The following is a 16362-nucleotide window of genomic DNA, read 5'->3' as shown; positions in this document are numbered from 1 at the left end:
GATCAATCAACCAGTAAAAATCCACACAAGTTGTTCTTCATAATCTCTTAATGATCTTCTTACTGCTTCGTCAGCAGCAAGCTAGGTCGGCCATGTTACGCTTTCTTTGTAGAAAGTCAACCAGTAAATCCAATTATTTTTAAACTCATTCAAGACACTTAAATTTACCACCTTGTGCTAAACCCTTGTTTCTTAACAAGTTTTAATCTTCATCACTGCCGATGAATGTGCATTCTACAGTATTTCAGAGAGCTTGCAAGTACTTTTTTTACATAAATATTACGAATGGTGTATTTTTATACTAATTTACCGGAACTGCATCTTTTTGCTCTATTATTACTCAAAGAATTTCATTAAAATGCGAACTAATCCTCATTTTTTAAACATTTTCATGCACAACTCACTCAGAAAGTTATTTTTACTAGTAATAGCTATAACCTTCTGTTTTAGTTTAAAAGCCAACTCGGTTCAAAATTCTTATCAAATCACAGTTTCTATACTCAGTTATGTGAAGTGGCCTGTATCCACCCCAAAGCTGTGCGTCTTAGATGACGGCAATGCTTATACCCAGCTTAAAAATCAGCTCAGACACTCCAATCTCCCCATGGAGACTAAATTACTTACAAGTAATCAAATTAAAAATACCATTTGTCATGCAATTTTTTTTAGTCAGTCTACTCCAGAATTTGAACAACACATTATTAATCAATCTGCAAATAAGCAGGTCATTACCTTCAGCACCTCAAATGTAGAATGTGAAATTGGCAGCACGTTTTGCCTCATGTATTCCAAATCGGGGAATGCCATTTTCAAGGTAAATCTGGATAGTTTGACTCGCTCCAAAGTGCATGTAGATCCCCGTGTATTACTGCTTGCACGTAATCAGGAGTAATATGAATGATTAATAATTTTTATAAATCAACCTCCTTACAACAGTTATTCAAGAAATCACAATTTACAATTTTTGCTATTACTTTTCTGATTTCGACTTTAACCTTGGTCAGCATTTCAGTGCTAACTGTAGAATCTTCTGCAAAGCAGAGTCTGCAATTGATCAGTCAAACAGCTGCTGAACGTATTCAACCTGCTCTGGTTTTTAATGATCGAGTGATTATTTCTAAAATACTGATTGAATACACCAACGATTATCATATTCGCTATATTGGGCTATACGACCAGAAGCAAAACCTGTTAGCGAAAAGCCAAAAAGACCATGATTACTATTATCCGCTACAAGCCTTGTTTGATCGCATTTTTCTGAGTGAAGCTATAGAGGTTCCTGTTTACCATCTCGGTAAAAATATCGGTACAGTGGTTGTATACGGTAGTTCCGCACAAATACTAAGTTTTATTATCAAAGTATTTTTCGGTCTGATGGTCGGCATACTGTTCATTCTTTTCACTTTAGCCAAGTCCGTTAATTCAACTTATCGCTTTATTATGCAATCGATTTCGCCCCTGATTCAGATTGCCCATTTAATCAATCAACAAAATGCGTACAATCTGCGCTTTCCACAAAATGATATTAAAGAATTCAATGAATTGAATATGGTATTCAATCATTTATTAGAAGAAATTCAAGCTTGGCATACTCATTTGCAAAACGAAAACCATGCGCTTTCCCATCAAGCCTTGCATGATTATCTTACAGAACTCCCTAACCGCAATTACTTTTATCAAGAGTTAAGCAAGCTGTTTAGCAGAATTCCCCCTGCGCCTTCTGCCCTGATTTATGTAGATAATAATAATTTTAAACAGATCAATGATGAATATGGGCATGTGATTGGAGATGAGGTCCTGAAGGAAACAGCCAGAAGATTAAAACACAATATACGCCAGACCGATTTTGTGGCTCGTCTCGGCGGAGATGAATTTGCCATCATTCTCCATGATATGCCCCGCTTAGATCAATTGACTTCAATCGCTAAAAACCTCATTCAGTGTTGCGAGGAGCCTTTAATCCATAATGGGCAAATAATTTCTTTTAGCTTTAGTTTAGGTATATCCATCAGTATTAATGCTGCTGATGCAAAAGAATTAATCATGCAAGCCGATCAGGCCATGTATCAAGCAAAATCATTAAAACACCACTGGTGTATTTATCAAAAATGATCACAGGTAAGACTATGTATATGATAAAAACTTCAATTATTCTTCTACTTACCACCTTGCTAAGTGCCTGCTTAAGCTTTGGACCACATAATTATCAACAAACAAAAATGTTGAAAAAGGAAGGCTTTGTGCTAACAGAAGAGGGCTGGAGTCTAGGCTTACCAGAAAGCCTGATTTTCAGTTTTGATCATTTCATTATTACTGCCCAGCAAAACCAGGAGCTCACCCGGCTGGCACAACAGCTTAAAAGCTATAAGCTGGAAAAGCTGAACATTATTGGCCATACGGATGATATCGGTGACCCCACCTATAACCTAGAGCTCTCTAAAAACCGTGCTTCCAATGTGGCAGATATCTTCCTTCAACAAGGTTTTAATCCTAAAAACATTCAGGTTATCGGGCGCGGTTCATCACAACCTTTGGTTCCCAATAATTCAAATAAAAACCGTGCTGAAAATCGAAGAGTCACTATTATTATCGTGCCTTAAAAGTATGTCTTCTTGAAAGCTCCCTCTGGAGCTTTTGGTTTTTATAAAACTTCAAACACAAAAAAACCGCTTTACGCGGTATCTTTTATTTCAACTATCTTTGTATAGATGGTCGGAGCAGTAGGATTCGAACCTACGACCCCCTGGTCCCAAACCAGGTGCACTACCAGGCTGTGCTATGCTCCGATTTCAACTTTAAAAGTTGGGGTGAATGACGGGATTCGAACCCGCGACAACTGGAATCACAATCCAGGGCTCTACCAACTGAGCTACATCCACCATTACATTTGGTTCTTGATATCAAGCGACCAAGTGGCGCGCCTGACAGGATTCGAACCTGTGACCATCCGCTTAGAAGGCGGATGCTCTATCCAACTGAGCTACAAGCGCGTTACTGATGTAAACATCATTTGCCTTGAAGAATTGGTCGGAGCAGTAGGATTCGAACCTACGACCCCCTGGTCCCAAACCAGGTGCACTACCAGGCTGTGCTATGCTCCGATTCATCTCAGCTTTTGTATCGAACTATCGTTCGGTACGGTGTGCATTCTAGGCGTGACGCCCAAAGACGTCAACACCTATATTTAAAAAAAATCAAAAAAACACTTCAAGCGTTTATTTATCAAGCATTTCAGACATTTTTTATACAAACTCTAGCGCTTTAAGCTGGCACTAAAACTCAGCATACGATCTAAAGGCAGCTTTGCACGCTGCGCCAGCACAGGATCTACCTGAATTTCCTGATTACGCTGTTGCAGAACCTGTAAAATTCCATCCAGTTCATTCATCGCCATCCATGGACAGTGGGCACAGGAACGGCAAGTTGCGCCTTCTCCGGCAGTCGGCGCCTCAATCAGGATTTTTTCTGGAACAGCCTGCTGCATTTTATAGAAGATACCGCGGTCTGTGGCTACGATCAGACGTTGATGTGGCAATGTTTGTGCTGCTTTAATCAGCTGGGAAGTGCTTCCAACTGCATCGGCAACATCTACCACCGATTCTGGTGATTCAGGATGAACCAGAACCGCTGCATCAGGATACATCGCTTTCATTTGAGCAATGCCACGCGAACGGAACTCCTCATGCACAATACATGAACCATCCCAAAGCAACATTTCTGCACCTGTTTTTTTCTGGATATAGCGTCCCAGGTGCTGATCTGGCGCCCAAATGATTTTCTCACCCAAGCTATCTAAATGCTCGACAATCTCAACGGCACAGCTAGAAGTTACCACCCAATCGGCGCGCGCTTTCACAGCAGCTGATGTATTGGCATATACCACTACTTTATGATCAGGATGTGCATCACAAAACTTGCTAAACTCATCAACCGGACAGCCCAGATCCAGTGAGCAGGTCGCCTCAAGTGTCGGCATTAACACAGTTTTTTCAGGAGAAAGAATTTTTGAGGTTTCCCCCATGAACTTAACTCCGGCCACAACCAGAGTGGATGCCGGATGGTCTCGTCCAAAACGTGCCATTTCTAGCGAATCAGAGACACAGCCTCCAGTCAGTTCAGCCAGTTCCTGAACTTCAGGATCACAATAATAATGTGCGACCAATACAGCATCCTGCTTTTCAAGCTCTGCCTTGATCTGTGCAAATTTTTCCTGTTTTAGCTGTTCAGTCAGCTGATGTTCCTTAGGTTCACCTAAACGGTCTAAATGCGCCTGCACAATCGACTTTGCTTCATTGGCTATTAAATTGGTCGCATTATTCATAACAACATCTACTCTTTTATCTTTACTGCTTGCCCCAAAGGCAACCATTTACCCTATTCACCGGCCAGATGTGGCGGTCTGCTATTTTTGACCGGTCATTAAAACATTTGAGATATAAAAAAGCCCCCCACGCGAGGAGGCTTGAGCAATCATCTGAACTATGAACGATAATCTGCATTAATCTTGACATAATCATAAGACAGATCACAGGTATATACTGTGTCTTTTGCCTTACCACGTCCCAGATCCACACGAATCATCATTTCAGCCTGCGCCATGACACGCGCACCCGCTTCTTCAGTGTAGTCAGCTGCTGCACCACCATCTTTGCAGATTTGTACATCATCTAACCAAACCTGAATTTTTGCAACGTCTAAATGCGCCACACCGGCATAACCAATCGCCGCCAGAATACGCCCCCAGTTTGGATCAGAAGCAAAAATAGCGGTTTTCACCAATGGAGAGTGGGCAATACTATAAGCAACATCGCAGCATTCCTGAGTATTGGCACCGCCTTCTACCGCTACAGTAATAAACTTGGTCGCCCCTTCACCATCACGCACAATCAGGTGCGCTAAACGCTTCATGGTACGCATGAGCACTTCTAGAACCACGGCATAACGCGGATCTTCAACAGAAGATATTTCCGTGCCTCCCGCCTGACCAGTTGCAATAAAAATACAGGAGTCATTGGTAGAGGTATCGCCATCGATAGTAATACGGTTAAAGGATTGATTAACTGTGAGGGAAAGTAACTGTTGTACCAGTTCACGGCTAATCGGCGCATCCGTTGCCACATAGCCCAACATGGTCGCCATATTCGGGCGAATCATCCCGGCACCCTTGGAAATACCCGTCATGGTATAGCGAATACCATCCATCTCGAACTGTTCAGAAGCACCTTTTGGCGTGGTATCTGTGGTCATGATTCCAGTTGCTGCATCTCCCCAGGCATCATCACGCAATGACGCCAGCGCCGGCTGCAAGCCACTAAGCAAACGCTCTATAGGCAACTGTTCACCAATCACTCCGGTTGAGAACGGTAACACCTGTTCTGGGTTCACTCCAGCAAGCTTTGCCAGCTGGGCGCAGGTGGCTTCTGCATTGGCCATACCCGTCGCACCAGTGCCTGCATTCGCGTTTCCGGTATTAATGACTAAATAGCGTGGATTTCCCGCTGCCAGATGTGCCCTAGAAACATGCACCGGCGCTGCACAAAATGCATTCTGGGTAAATACCCCTGCAACATTGGAGCCTTCAGCTAGCTCAAATACCACCAGGTCACGTCGGTTCTGGTAGCGTACATAGGCTTCTGCCGAACCAATTTTCACCCCTTTTACCACATGCATCTGTGGCATAGATACGTCACCAACTGCCATTTCTCATTGTCCAATGTTGAAGTTTATAAAAAGACAGCTTAGTTGATCTGGAATAAAAAATCGAGCCAAAGCCCTGCAATGTATGGTGATTTATCATAGGTTTTCACAATAAAAAACCAGTCTCAGGGACTGGTTTTTTAATTTCTGAAAAAATTCAGACTTAGTTTTTTGCAAGTTGCGCTGCTTCACTCAGTAAAGCCTGTTTGGCCTGCTGCTGGCTGGCTGCCGAAAGCGCTGGGTTAGATGCCACAATGCGATCGGCATTGGCCGCATTTGCAGCAGCAATGGCTTCAGTTTGCACCACAATCGGGCGGTTCTGGTTGTTAAACGTATAGCGGATACCCGTACGTGGACTCGCGACAGTAACTCGACCATCTGCACCCACTTCAACCTGCGTACTGGTTGGTCCAATCGCTTGCTGAACCTTAGTGAGGGTTGTTGTTCCCGTTTCTGCAAAACTTAGAGCAGGAGTTGCCAAAGCGGCCATCATGAGTGTTTGTAATACTTTTTTCATTGTCTATTCCACTTTTCGGTGCTGAATGAGCCATTTAATACCATTTAACCATCAGGACTGCAAATGGTATTCCGACTCTGAAAAATATTTATACATAAAATTTCAGAGCCCGCAAGCTCTGAGCGTCAAAGATGTTTAGAGCTTGCCATGACACTGCTTGTACTTCAGGCCTGAACCACATGGACACGGTGAATTACGGCTGGCTGGTGCTTCAAATACCGGCGCAACCGAATTGATCGGAGTATTCGGCTCAGCTCTCATCTCCTCACCTTCTGTCAGCAAGCCATCAAACTCTTCATGAGACAGTTGCAGACGCATCGCTTCTGCTTGAGCCTGTTGCTGGGCTTCCATTTCAGCCAGTTCTTCTGGCGTTGGCACATGAATACGTGACAGATCAGTCACTACATCAGATTTAATTACACCCAACATATTCACAAACAGGTTATAGGCTTCTTTCTTATATTCCTGTTCTGGGTTTTTCTGGGCATAGCCACGCAAATGGATCCCTTGACGCAGATAATCCATCGCCGCCAGATGTTCTTTCCAATGACGGTCCAGAGAATTCAGCATGAAATGGCGTTCCAGTGAACCAGCTGACTCAGGTCCCATCTGCTCACGACGTGAACGGTAACGATTGAGGACTTCGTCACTAATACGCTCGACCAGAGATTCTTCATCCAGACGACGATCCTGCTCCAGCCACTGGGCAATCGGCAGGTCAATCGATAATTCTTCACGCAATGCCAGTTCTAGGCCTTCAATATCCCACTGGTCATGAATCGACTCAGGTGGAATATAATTGGCAATCATGCCCTGCATCACTTCACGAATCATCTCTTCAATATAATCTTGCAGTGAGCTTTCTGCGAGAATCTCATCACGCTGAGTGTAAATGATTTTCCGCTGTTCATTATTGACATCATCATACTTCAACAGGTTTTTACGGATGTCAAAGTTACGGGCTTCTACTTTACGCTGGGCATTTTCAATGGAACGTGACACCATTTTGTGCTCGATGGCTTCATCTTCCTGCAAGCCCATCGCACGCATCATACCGACCACGCGATCACCGGCAAAGATTCGCATCAGGTCATCTTCAAGTGATAAATAGAATCGGGATACACCCGGGTCACCCTGACGGCCAGCACGACCACGCAGCTGGTTATCAATACGGCGTGATTCATGGCGTTCAGAACCAATAATATGCAGACCACCCGAAGCTAATACCGCTTCATGGTTGGCTTCCCACTCAGCTTTTAGACGTGTTTCGTCTTCAGGGGTCGGATTCTCAATTTTGGCGAGCAATGCTTTCCAGTTACCCCCCAATAAAATATCGGTACCACGACCGGCCATATTGGTCGCAATAGTGACGGCACGCGGTGCACCAGCCTGTGCAATAATATCTGCTTCACGCTCATGCTGCTTGGCATTCAAGACTTCATGCTGAATGCCTGCAGCTTTTAGTTTCTCCGAAAGAATTTCAGAAGCTTCAATAGTTGCAGTACCAATCAGGATCGGGGCTACACCTGCTTCATGCACGCGCTGAATTTCTTGAATAATCGCGTTATATTTACCTTCACGATTTAAATAGATCAAATCGTTATGGTCTTTACGCACCATTGGTCGATGGGTTGGGATAATCACCACATCCAGGCCGTAAATTTCTTTCATTTCCGCAGCTTCCGTATCTGCAGTACCGGTCATCCCGGATAATTTTTTATACAGACGGAAATAGTTCTGGAAAGTCGTGGTTGCCAGAGTCTGGTTTTCAGGCTGGATTTCCAGACCCTCTTTCGCCTCAACGGCCTGATGCAGACCCTCAGACCAGCGACGGCCCGGCATGGTACGACCGGTATTCTCATCCACAATGATGACCTCACCATCATTGATAATATAATGAACATTACGCTGATAGAGATAATGCGCACGGATTGCTGCGGTTACATGATGCAGCAGGTTCAGGTTAGCAGCGGAATAAAGACTCTCGCCCTCTGCCAGCAAGCCCATTGTAATCAGTTCACTTTCGATGGTTTCAAAACCGACTTCGGTAATTTCTACAGAGCGCTGTTTCTCATCTACCCAGAAATGCCCGCCATCCGGCACTTTTTCTTCTTTTTGTGCTTTTAATTTTGGTGGAATGCTGTTGATAGCCGCATACAACTGTGAAGAATCTTCACTTTGACCTGAAATGATTAAAGGTGTCCGTGCTTCGTCAATCAGGATCGAGTCCACCTCATCGATAATCGCATAAGGCAGGCCACGCTGTTTTTTCTCAGCCAGCGAGAATACCATGTTGTCGCGTAAATAATCGAAACCGAATTCGTTGTTGGTTCCATAGGTGATGTCGGCACGATAGGCTTCTGCTTTCTCGGCCGGATTTTGCATGGAATAAATAATTCCAATGCTTAAACCCAGGAATTCAAATAATGGACGGTTCAGCTCGGCATCACGTTGTGCCAGATAATCGTTTACCGTAATGACATGTACACCCTGACCACTAAGCGCATTCAAATAACAGGCGAGTGTACCCATCAGCGTTTTACCTTCACCCGTACGCATTTCGGCAATTTTACCTTCGTGCAAGGTAATACCACCAATCAGCTGTACATCATAGTGGCGCATGCTCATGACACGTTTAGCCGCTTCACGACAGACCGCAAATGCTTCAGGAAGTAATTTATCTAGGCTTTCACCTTTATTATATCGTTGTTTGAATTCTTCAGTTTTTGCAGATAAGTCTGCATCGCTAAGGGCAGATATCGTCGGCTCGAGCGCATTAATCTTGTCTACGATTTTACGCATGCGTTTGAGTTCACGCTCATTTTTGGTACCGAAGATTCCTCCGATCAGACTTGCCAACATGAATAGACTCTCTAAATCTTGCTTATCAAATGAATATGTTCTTAGTCGTTATTATGGTACTAGAAATTTGAACTACAAGGGTTTTAGCATAAAACCGTTGAAAAAATCTCATCCTTAGTTCTAGCCCTGAAACCTAAGGCAAAATAATGTAGCAAATTTTGACTGGGCAATATAGTCAATTAGCTGACTGTTTTTGCTGATTCTGAATAGAAGGATAGTCTTCTTATGAAAAATTTGTATAAGCAATTCTAAAAACACTATTTTCCAAGATAAATAAAATGGTTCATATTGATTCTTATCCTTCTATTATAAGATCAATTGAGGCAAACATATGAGTTTACGTTTAGGTGATACTGCACCCAATTTTGAACAGCAATCCAGTGCAGGCTTAATTAATTTTTATGATTTTTTAGGTGATAGCTGGGGCATTTTATTTTCACACCCTGCAGATTATACCCCGGTCTGCACAACAGAACTTGGCTATACCGCAAAACTCAAAGATGAGTTTGACAAACGTGGGGTTAAAGCCATTGCCCTTTCTGTCGATGATGTTGAATCTCATCAGGGCTGGATTAAAGATATTAATGAAACTCAGGCAACTACGGTCAATTTTCCGATTATTGCCGATCAGGACCGTAAAGTTTCTGAACTCTATGACTTTATTCATCCCAATGCCAGTGAGACTTTAACTGTTCGCTCCCTGGTCATTATTGATCCCAATAAAAAAGTACGTTTGATCATTACTTACCCTGCATCTACTGGACGTAACTTTCATGAAGTTTTACGGGTGGTAGATTCCTTACAACTCACCGATCAACACAAAGTGGCCACTCCAGCCAACTGGCAACAGGGAGATGATGTGGTGATTGTTCCTTCATTACAAGATGAGGAAGAAATCAAGCAGCGTTTTCCTAAAGGTTATAAAGCGGTCACTCCATACTTAAGACTAACGCCTCAGCCTGAGTAGGGCTAAGCCATGCCCAGTTCTACCTTGAGGGGAAGCTATGTCATAGAGTAGAACTGGGGGAAAAAAATAAAATTAGAACTCTATACACTAAGCTTAAGACCTCAGGAAGCATTTTAATAAGTCGCTGAAAATTTTAATTTTAATAGCCTGATCGAAACGATATGGATATGAACAGATTTGGTATCTTTTATTCCCTGCGTTGGGATAAACCTCCGCACATTGATCAATATACGGAGGTTTTTTATTTTTATGCCGTGTTCAGAACAGCAAACTGCTCGCCTAGAAGGATTTTCAGCTGCATCATGTGCCAATACATACCTGAACACTGGATCGGGAAGATTTATTAAAAGTGATGAGGGAAATCCAGCGGGCTCGCCAGAACAATGAAAAGGTACTCCTCTATTGCTACTACGGCTCTGACCGTACCGCTGCCAGTATTACCCTGTACTGGATTATTTTCCAGCACTGCTCAATTGAAGACGCTGGGCATGAAGTGAAATACAGCGGTTATGGCTTTCACATGACTGGGCACAATATTGAGAAAGTATTTAGCCCTGAACATGTAAAATGGATCCGGGTGTAACTCTCGGATCCATCTACAACTTCAAGGTGGTAATCAATTATTGACGCTTCTCCAAAGGCACCCAGTCAATCACCCAGGCAGACTTCATATTCAGGCTGGCATCAGATGCAATCTTCTTACGGGCCGCATCCGCAGCTTCACGGTCCTTGGATGGACCAACCATAATACGAATCCCTTTAGAGGTTGGACTTTTAGTCACCTTATAGCCTTTGGCACGCAACTTGGCTGCCACAGCATCGGCATTGGCTTCGTTGGCGGCCAAAGCCACCTGTACCATCCATTGCTTGCTGTCCTCTCCTTCTAACAGCTTGCGTGCCTGCTCGGCTTCTGCCTTTTTCTTGGCTTCTTCTGCCTTACGTTTTTCTTCCGCCTCTTTACGTTCAGCTACCCGACGCTCTTCTTCAGCCTTTTTCTTAGCCTCATCGGCTTTGCGCTTTTCTTCTGCCGCTTTACGTTCCGCTTCTTTCTTCTCGGCAGCTTTGCGAGCTTCAGCTGCCTTTTGAGCTTCTTCAGCTTTACGCTTTTCTGCTAAAGCCTGACGTTCAGCTTCTTTTTTAGCTGCCTCAGCTGCTGCATTATTCTTTTGCTGGGCGAGTTTTTGCTGCTCCAGCTTCTTTTGTGCCGCAGCTTTTTCTTCAGCCAGACGTTTCTGCTTGGCCTGTTCATCGTCAACCAATTCAGGTGGAATATTATCCGAACTTTGCTGGCCCAAGCGATGAGCATTGAGTGCTGCATACTCTTCTGCGGCCTTACGGGCCGCATCAGCCTCGGCCTGTTGCTGCATTGCCAGGAACTCAGCTGCACGCGCCTCTTGCTCAGCAACGGCTTTTTCACGGTCACGGCGCTGCTGCTCCAGTAAACGCTTTTCAGTTTCTACATCCACAGTTAAAGAGCCTAATGAATTATTCACAGCCTCTTTATTTTCTGCTTCCATCGTCTGCACCGGACCTTGTTGACGCTCCTGCTGAATTTCATTCTGACCTTTCAGAAGTAATGCTGCCAATAAAACACCACCACCGAGTAAAACAACACCGCCCATCCAGCGCTGTTTATTATTCATTGACATTCTTCCAAATACTCCCACACCGCTTCTAAGGTATGAAATGATCCACATACCAAGATCAGCTGATGATTATCTGCCTGATCCAGCGCTGACTTAAAAGCGAATTGCACCTTATTAAATTGCTCTACTGCTTCCCCGCTCAAAGCTTCTGCCAAAGCTGTGACCTCTGCCGCACGCGGAACCGCTAATGGTGCAATTTTCCACAATCGGATATGTTCTTTCAATAACTTAACGACAGAATTTATATCTTTATCAGCCAACATGGAAAAAATACAAATCACTTCTTTGTATTTATTGTTATATTTTAAATAATTACGCAATTGCTTTAATAAAAACTCGACGCCGTGCGGATTATGCCCTGCATCAAAAATCACGGTTTTACCTTGAATTTCACGAATTTCAAACCGTCCAGGCAGCTTCGCCAACTGTATCCCTTCGGCAATTGCTTCCTGACGAAGCTTTAATCCACTCAGCAGAAGGGCTGTAATTGCTGTCGAGATATTCTCTAGGGCCAGTGAGCCTGTCGGTAATTTCAAGGTCGTGCCTGAAGACGCAAATGCCCAGGTTTTGCCATCTTCAAAGGCTTCATAAAAATAGTCACGGTTGATCGCATACAAGGGTGCGTTAGACTTAGCCGCCTGATCTAAAATCGCCTGTGGAATCTGTTGCTGTCCGCCAAAAATTACCGGAATATTTGGACGAATAATACCAGCCTTTTCAAAGGCAATTTTCTCGATGGTATCCCCCAACCAGTCGGTATGATCCAGACCAATATTGGTAATGACTGCAACATCTGGATTGACTACATTGACCACATCCAGACGCCCGCCCAGGCCGACTTCGAGCACCCAGACATCACAATCTTGATCTTTAAAAATAACGAAAGCAGCCAGCGTAGTGGCTTCAAAGAAAGACAGGCTTAAATCACATTCACGGCGTGCCTGATCGACCTGTACAAACGCATCGATCAGTAACTGATCTTCGACTTCAATCCCGCGTAATTTGACCCGTTCATTGAAACGATATACATGCGGAGACTGATATAGCCCCACTTTAAAGCCGTGCGCATTTAAAATGGCAGCCAGCGTAGTGGTGGTTGAACCCTTCCCATTAGTTCCAGCCACGGTCAGCACTTTGGCAGCCGGGTCGGTCACGCCTAGCTTTTCAGCTACCGGAATGACACGCTCCAGACCTAAATCAATACCTGTAACGTGAACATGGCTCCAATAATCGAGCCATGTATCCAAAGAATCTGTTGCTAATGGTGCTGTATTCAAGGCAAGTTCATCAGTTTAGTCACAATGCGATAAACTGTATCACGTAATGCATGACGGTGAACAATCTGATCGATTACACCATGATCAAGCAAATATTCAGCACGCTGGAACGGTTCATCCAGTTTTTCACGCACGGTTTGTTCAATTACCCGTTTACCTGCAAAGCCGATCATGGCTTTAGGTTCGGCAATATGCACATCCCCCAGCATTGCCAGAGAAGCCGTCACCCCCCCATAAACCGGATGGGTGAGAACCACTACATAAGGCAGGCCGGCTTCTTTTAAACGCTGGATAGCCGCTGAAGTACGCGCCATTTGCATCAGAGACAGCATGCCTTCCTGCATACGCGCACCACCAGATGCTGCAAAGCAGATTAAAGGTTGACGCGCTTTAATCGCACGCTCTGCTGCCTGCACAAAACGGTCACCCACAACCGTACCCATTGAACCACCCATAAAGTCGAATTCAAAGGCACATGCAATCATTGGCACGTTTTTCAGCAACCCTTGCATCACAATCAGGGCTTCAGTCTCACCAGTTTTCTTTTGCGCTTCTGACATCCGCTCCGGATAAGCTTTACTGTCGACAAATTTAAGTGGATCTTTCGCAGTGAATTCCTGTCCCATTTCCGCTTCCACCTGATCGAAGAACCAGTTGAGACGGTCACGCGCTTTCATTTTCAGATGTTCATCACATTGCGGACAAACATAGGCATTAAATGACATCGCCGTACGTGTCACCAAAGCATGACATTCAGGGCATTCAATAGTAGGTTCTGTAAATGTGGCTTTGAGGGTGGTTTGCTCATCAGGAACATGAATACCCGGAACAATACGCTCCGTCCATGGGGTCGATGGGCTCAGAATTTTGCCTGATTTCACTTGTTGACTCATACTAACTCATCGAGCGCTGCTCGAAGCTCCTTGACTTTATTCACCGTAGCAATAACGGCCTGTTCTGGCGGGAGAGATGCGAAATGTTTAACAAATGCGCTCCCCACAATGACTGCATCGGCAGCAACACCCATCGCTTTCGCAGATGCAGCATCACTGATACCAAAACCCACACCTACAGGAATATCTGTCTCAGCCTTAATTTTCTGAATACGTGTTGCTGCTTCAGACACATCTAAAGTCGCAGCACCGGTCACACCTTTTAACGACACGTAGTAAATAAAGCCACCGGCCTGTTTAACCACATGCTGAATGCGCTCATCAGTTGAGGTCGGTGCCAGCAAGAAAATCTGGTCCATCTCGTATTTTTCCAAGACCTGACCCAGATCTGCTGCTTCTTCTGGTGGAAGGTCGACCAGAAGCACACCATCTACACCGCATTCATAGGCATAAGCGACAAATTTTTCATAGCCAATGACTTCGACCGGATTTAGATAGCCCATCAGCACCACAGGTGTTTCGCGATCTTTCAAGCGAAACTCTTTCACCATGTGCAGTGCATCCAGCGTATTGGTTCCACCTGCCAGCGCGCGTTCTGCAGCTAGGGCAATGGTCGGACCATCCGCCATCGGGTCAGAAAAAGGAAGACCCAACTCAATCACATCCACCCCTGCATCCACCATCTGATGAAGAAGAGGTACAGTGACCTCTGGATGCGGATCACCAGCCATTAAATAAGAAACCAAAGCTTTACGCTGTTGAGATTTAAGTTGTTCAAATCGTGTGGCTAAACGTGACATAGGGCTGAGCTTTCCTTAACGTATTTTAAACTTGAGGCATTGACTATGTAGAAATACAAGACATCGCATTGTAACGCTATTTTTTGTCCATTGAACAGTGTGCAGCATCGACCTCTGGTATTTCCTTTCCTGTATGAAGATTTCAGAACAACCCGGAAGGCTCTATTTACGATTATTTTGATTTTTTTCTCAATGATCAAAGATGCCTAATTTTACTATGCCCTAAAATATTGAATACTTAGATAAACTTATTTTTAATATATAAAAATTATAAAAATACAGATGTTAGCGCATTCACTTAAAGTTTTCGGAAATTGCAAAACCTGCTTTATACTAGCCGCATTCTTTTAATTTTTTATCTCCTATGCAGACTGATTCCGAAGCTAGCGTGCAGGCTAACGCCATTGCACTGCTGCCGCTTATTGTATTTTTAACCATTTTTTTAGGTAGCGGGATCTATCATTCCCTGATCGGAACGGAGTTTGCGTTTTATCAGGTCAAAGCGCCAGTTGCCGCACTGCCTGCCATCATGCTGGCAGTCTGGCTGTATCGTGGCAAACTGAATCAGGGAATTGAAGCATTTTTAAAAGGAGCCAGCCATCCCAATCTGGTACTGATGTTCATGGTGTTTATGCTGGCCGGAGCCTTTGCCAATGTGAGCAGTACCATTGGCAGTGTCGATGCAACGGTACAGATGGCTTTGTCGATCATTCCCCCTGAATTTGTTCTCCCCATGCTATTTGTGATTTCAGCCTTTCTGGCAACGGCAATGGGGACCTCTATGGGGACTATTGCAGCCTGTGCGCCAATTGCTTTTGGTTTTAGTCAAGCAACGGATATTGCAGTAGTTTATGCAATTGGAGCAGTTGTGGGTGGCGCCATGTTCGGTGATAACCTGTCGATGATTTCCGACACAACGATAGCCGCCACAACCAGTCAGCGTGTACAACTGCGTGACAAGTTCAGAGTCAATGTCTGGATTGCCGTTCCGGCTTCCATAATCACGATTCTGATTTATATTGTAAGTATCGGTCGTTCCAGCCCTGTGGCATATCAGGATTTCAACTGGATCCTGATTCTTCCTTATATCGCCGTCTTTTTATTGGCCTTTAGCCGTTTGCATGTTTTAGCCGTGCTGAGTATGGGCGTATTGTTATCAAGCCTGTTCGGCCTATTTGCTACACCCGGTTTTAATCTGCTCAAGCTGAACAATTCAATTTATGATGGCTTCGTTGGCATGTTTGAGGTGGCCTTGCTCTCCATGTTTCTGGGTGGTCTGTCTGCTCTCATGCAACGTGAAGGTGGCTTGCGCTGGCTGATCGAACGCATTTATGCATTGACGCGCCTGTTTAAGGTCGGCCGTGAACGCGCTGGCGAAATTGGCATCAGTTTTCTGGTGGTATTTTCTAATCTGTTTGTGGCAAATAATACCGTGGCCATTATCCTGTCGGGAGATATGGCCCGTGAAGTAGCGAAAGAATACGGCGTAGATCCCAAACGAGCCGCTGCCCTAATGGATATTTTTTCCTGCGTCGTTCAGGGGTTGATTCCTTATGGTGCACAGTTACTGCTGGCATGTTCGATTGCCAAACTCTCTCCGGTCGAACTGATTGGTGGCGTATATTACTGCTGGATTTTGGCAATTTTTGCCGTAATCGCAATTGCGGTACGTTACCCAACACTAAAAACCGCGTAAATGTGTC

At 44.4% G+C, this 16362-nt stretch carries 13 protein-coding genes, 4 tRNA genes and 1 pseudogene; 6 read left to right on the top strand and 12 right to left on the bottom strand.

What is annotated here, in order from left to right; all coding sequences use genetic code 11:
* The first annotated feature begins 358 nt into the window (after positions 1-358).
* Genes NI467_RS12145 through NI467_RS12135 form a run of 3 tightly spaced genes read left to right on the top strand, consistent with a single transcriptional unit; the run spans position 359 to position 2600 of the window.
* Positions 359-892, top strand: a complete 534-nt coding sequence (locus NI467_RS12145; protein ID WP_308729493.1) for a YfiR family protein — start codon at positions 359-361, stop codon at positions 890-892.
* Positions 893-897: 5 nt separating this feature from the next.
* A complete protein-coding gene (locus NI467_RS12140) occupies positions 898-2112 on the top strand; it encodes a sensor domain-containing diguanylate cyclase (protein ID WP_253153181.1) in 1215 nt (404 codons plus the stop codon).
* Positions 2113-2126: 14 nt separating this feature from the next.
* A complete protein-coding gene (locus tag NI467_RS12135) occupies positions 2127-2600 on the top strand; it encodes an OmpA family protein (RefSeq protein ID WP_253153166.1) in 474 nt (157 codons plus the stop codon).
* A gap of 109 nt (positions 2601-2709) precedes the next feature.
* On the opposite strand, the gene NI467_RS12130 is transcribed toward NI467_RS12135, so the two are convergent.
* From NI467_RS12130 to secA, 8 genes are all read right to left on the bottom strand, one after another.
* A tRNA-Pro gene (locus NI467_RS12130) sits at positions 2710-2786 on the bottom strand.
* Between the two features lie 17 nt (positions 2787-2803).
* Positions 2804-2879: transfer RNA gene (locus NI467_RS12125), tRNA-His, on the bottom strand.
* A 34-nt stretch (positions 2880-2913) separates the two neighbouring features.
* A tRNA-Arg gene (locus NI467_RS12120) sits at positions 2914-2990 on the bottom strand.
* Positions 2991-3024: 34 nt separating this feature from the next.
* A tRNA-Pro gene (locus NI467_RS12115) sits at positions 3025-3101 on the bottom strand.
* Between the two features lie 152 nt (positions 3102-3253).
* Complete coding sequence (nadA, locus tag NI467_RS12110; RefSeq protein WP_253153164.1) at positions 3254-4321, bottom strand: quinolinate synthase NadA; 1068 nt, start codon at positions 4319-4321, stop codon at positions 3254-3256.
* A gap of 158 nt (positions 4322-4479) precedes the next feature.
* The gene (gene argJ, locus NI467_RS12105; RefSeq protein ID WP_151208207.1) at positions 4480-5700 is read right to left on the bottom strand and encodes a bifunctional glutamate N-acetyltransferase/amino-acid acetyltransferase ArgJ; all 1221 of its coding nucleotides are present in this window, start codon (positions 5698-5700) and stop codon (positions 4480-4482) included.
* A gap of 160 nt (positions 5701-5860) precedes the next feature.
* Positions 5861-6214 carry a hypothetical protein gene (locus NI467_RS12100; protein ID WP_151205250.1) on the bottom strand — a complete coding sequence of 118 codons (354 nt, stop codon included), beginning with the start codon at positions 6212-6214 and terminating at the stop codon, positions 5861-5863.
* A gap of 135 nt (positions 6215-6349) precedes the next feature.
* Positions 6350-9076: a preprotein translocase subunit SecA gene (gene secA / locus NI467_RS12095; protein WP_174660244.1), complete on the bottom strand. Its 2727-nt coding sequence runs from the start codon at positions 9074-9076 to the stop codon at positions 6350-6352.
* Between the two features lie 331 nt (positions 9077-9407).
* On the opposite strand from secA, the gene NI467_RS12090 reads away from it, so the two are divergent.
* Positions 9408-10043: a peroxiredoxin gene (locus NI467_RS12090; RefSeq protein WP_151205252.1), complete on the top strand. Its 636-nt coding sequence runs from the start codon at positions 9408-9410 to the stop codon at positions 10041-10043.
* Positions 10044-10332: 289 nt separating this feature from the next.
* A pseudogene (locus tag NI467_RS12085) lies at positions 10333-10626 on the top strand (protein tyrosine phosphatase); the annotation flags it as partial.
* Between the two features lie 37 nt (positions 10627-10663).
* On the opposite strand, the gene NI467_RS12080 reads toward NI467_RS12085, so the two are convergent.
* From NI467_RS12080 to trpA, 4 genes are read right to left on the bottom strand one after another with little or no spacing between them, the layout of a single operon-like run.
* Entirely contained in the window at positions 10664-11686 is a 1023-nt protein-coding gene (locus NI467_RS12080) for an SPOR domain-containing protein (RefSeq protein ID WP_253153154.1), read from the bottom strand.
* Positions 11683-12966 carry a bifunctional tetrahydrofolate synthase/dihydrofolate synthase gene (folC, locus tag NI467_RS12075; RefSeq protein WP_253153152.1) on the bottom strand — a complete coding sequence of 428 codons (1284 nt, stop codon included), beginning with the start codon at positions 12964-12966 and terminating at the stop codon, positions 11683-11685. The genes NI467_RS12080 and folC overlap by 4 nt, the downstream gene beginning before the upstream one ends.
* Positions 12963-13859 carry an acetyl-CoA carboxylase, carboxyltransferase subunit beta gene (gene accD, locus NI467_RS12070; protein WP_151203615.1) on the bottom strand — a complete coding sequence of 299 codons (897 nt, stop codon included), beginning with the start codon at positions 13857-13859 and terminating at the stop codon, positions 12963-12965. Before accD ends, folC begins: the two co-directional genes overlap by 4 nt.
* Entirely contained in the window at positions 13856-14659 is an 804-nt protein-coding gene (gene trpA, locus NI467_RS12065; RefSeq protein ID WP_151203617.1) for a tryptophan synthase subunit alpha, read from the bottom strand. Before trpA ends, accD begins: the two co-directional genes overlap by 4 nt.
* A gap of 364 nt (positions 14660-15023) precedes the next feature.
* Between trpA and NI467_RS12060 the strand changes: the two genes are divergently transcribed.
* Positions 15024-16355: a Na+/H+ antiporter NhaC family protein gene (locus tag NI467_RS12060; protein ID WP_253153150.1), complete on the top strand. Its 1332-nt coding sequence runs from the start codon at positions 15024-15026 to the stop codon at positions 16353-16355.
* The last annotated feature ends 7 nt before the right edge of the window (positions 16356-16362 follow it).

Source organism: Acinetobacter sp. S4397-1 (genome assembly GCF_024129285.1).
GTDB classification, from domain to species: Bacteria; Pseudomonadota; Gammaproteobacteria; order Pseudomonadales; family Moraxellaceae; genus Acinetobacter; species Acinetobacter lwoffii_C.
This window is presented reverse-complemented; position numbering and strand designations above follow the sequence as displayed.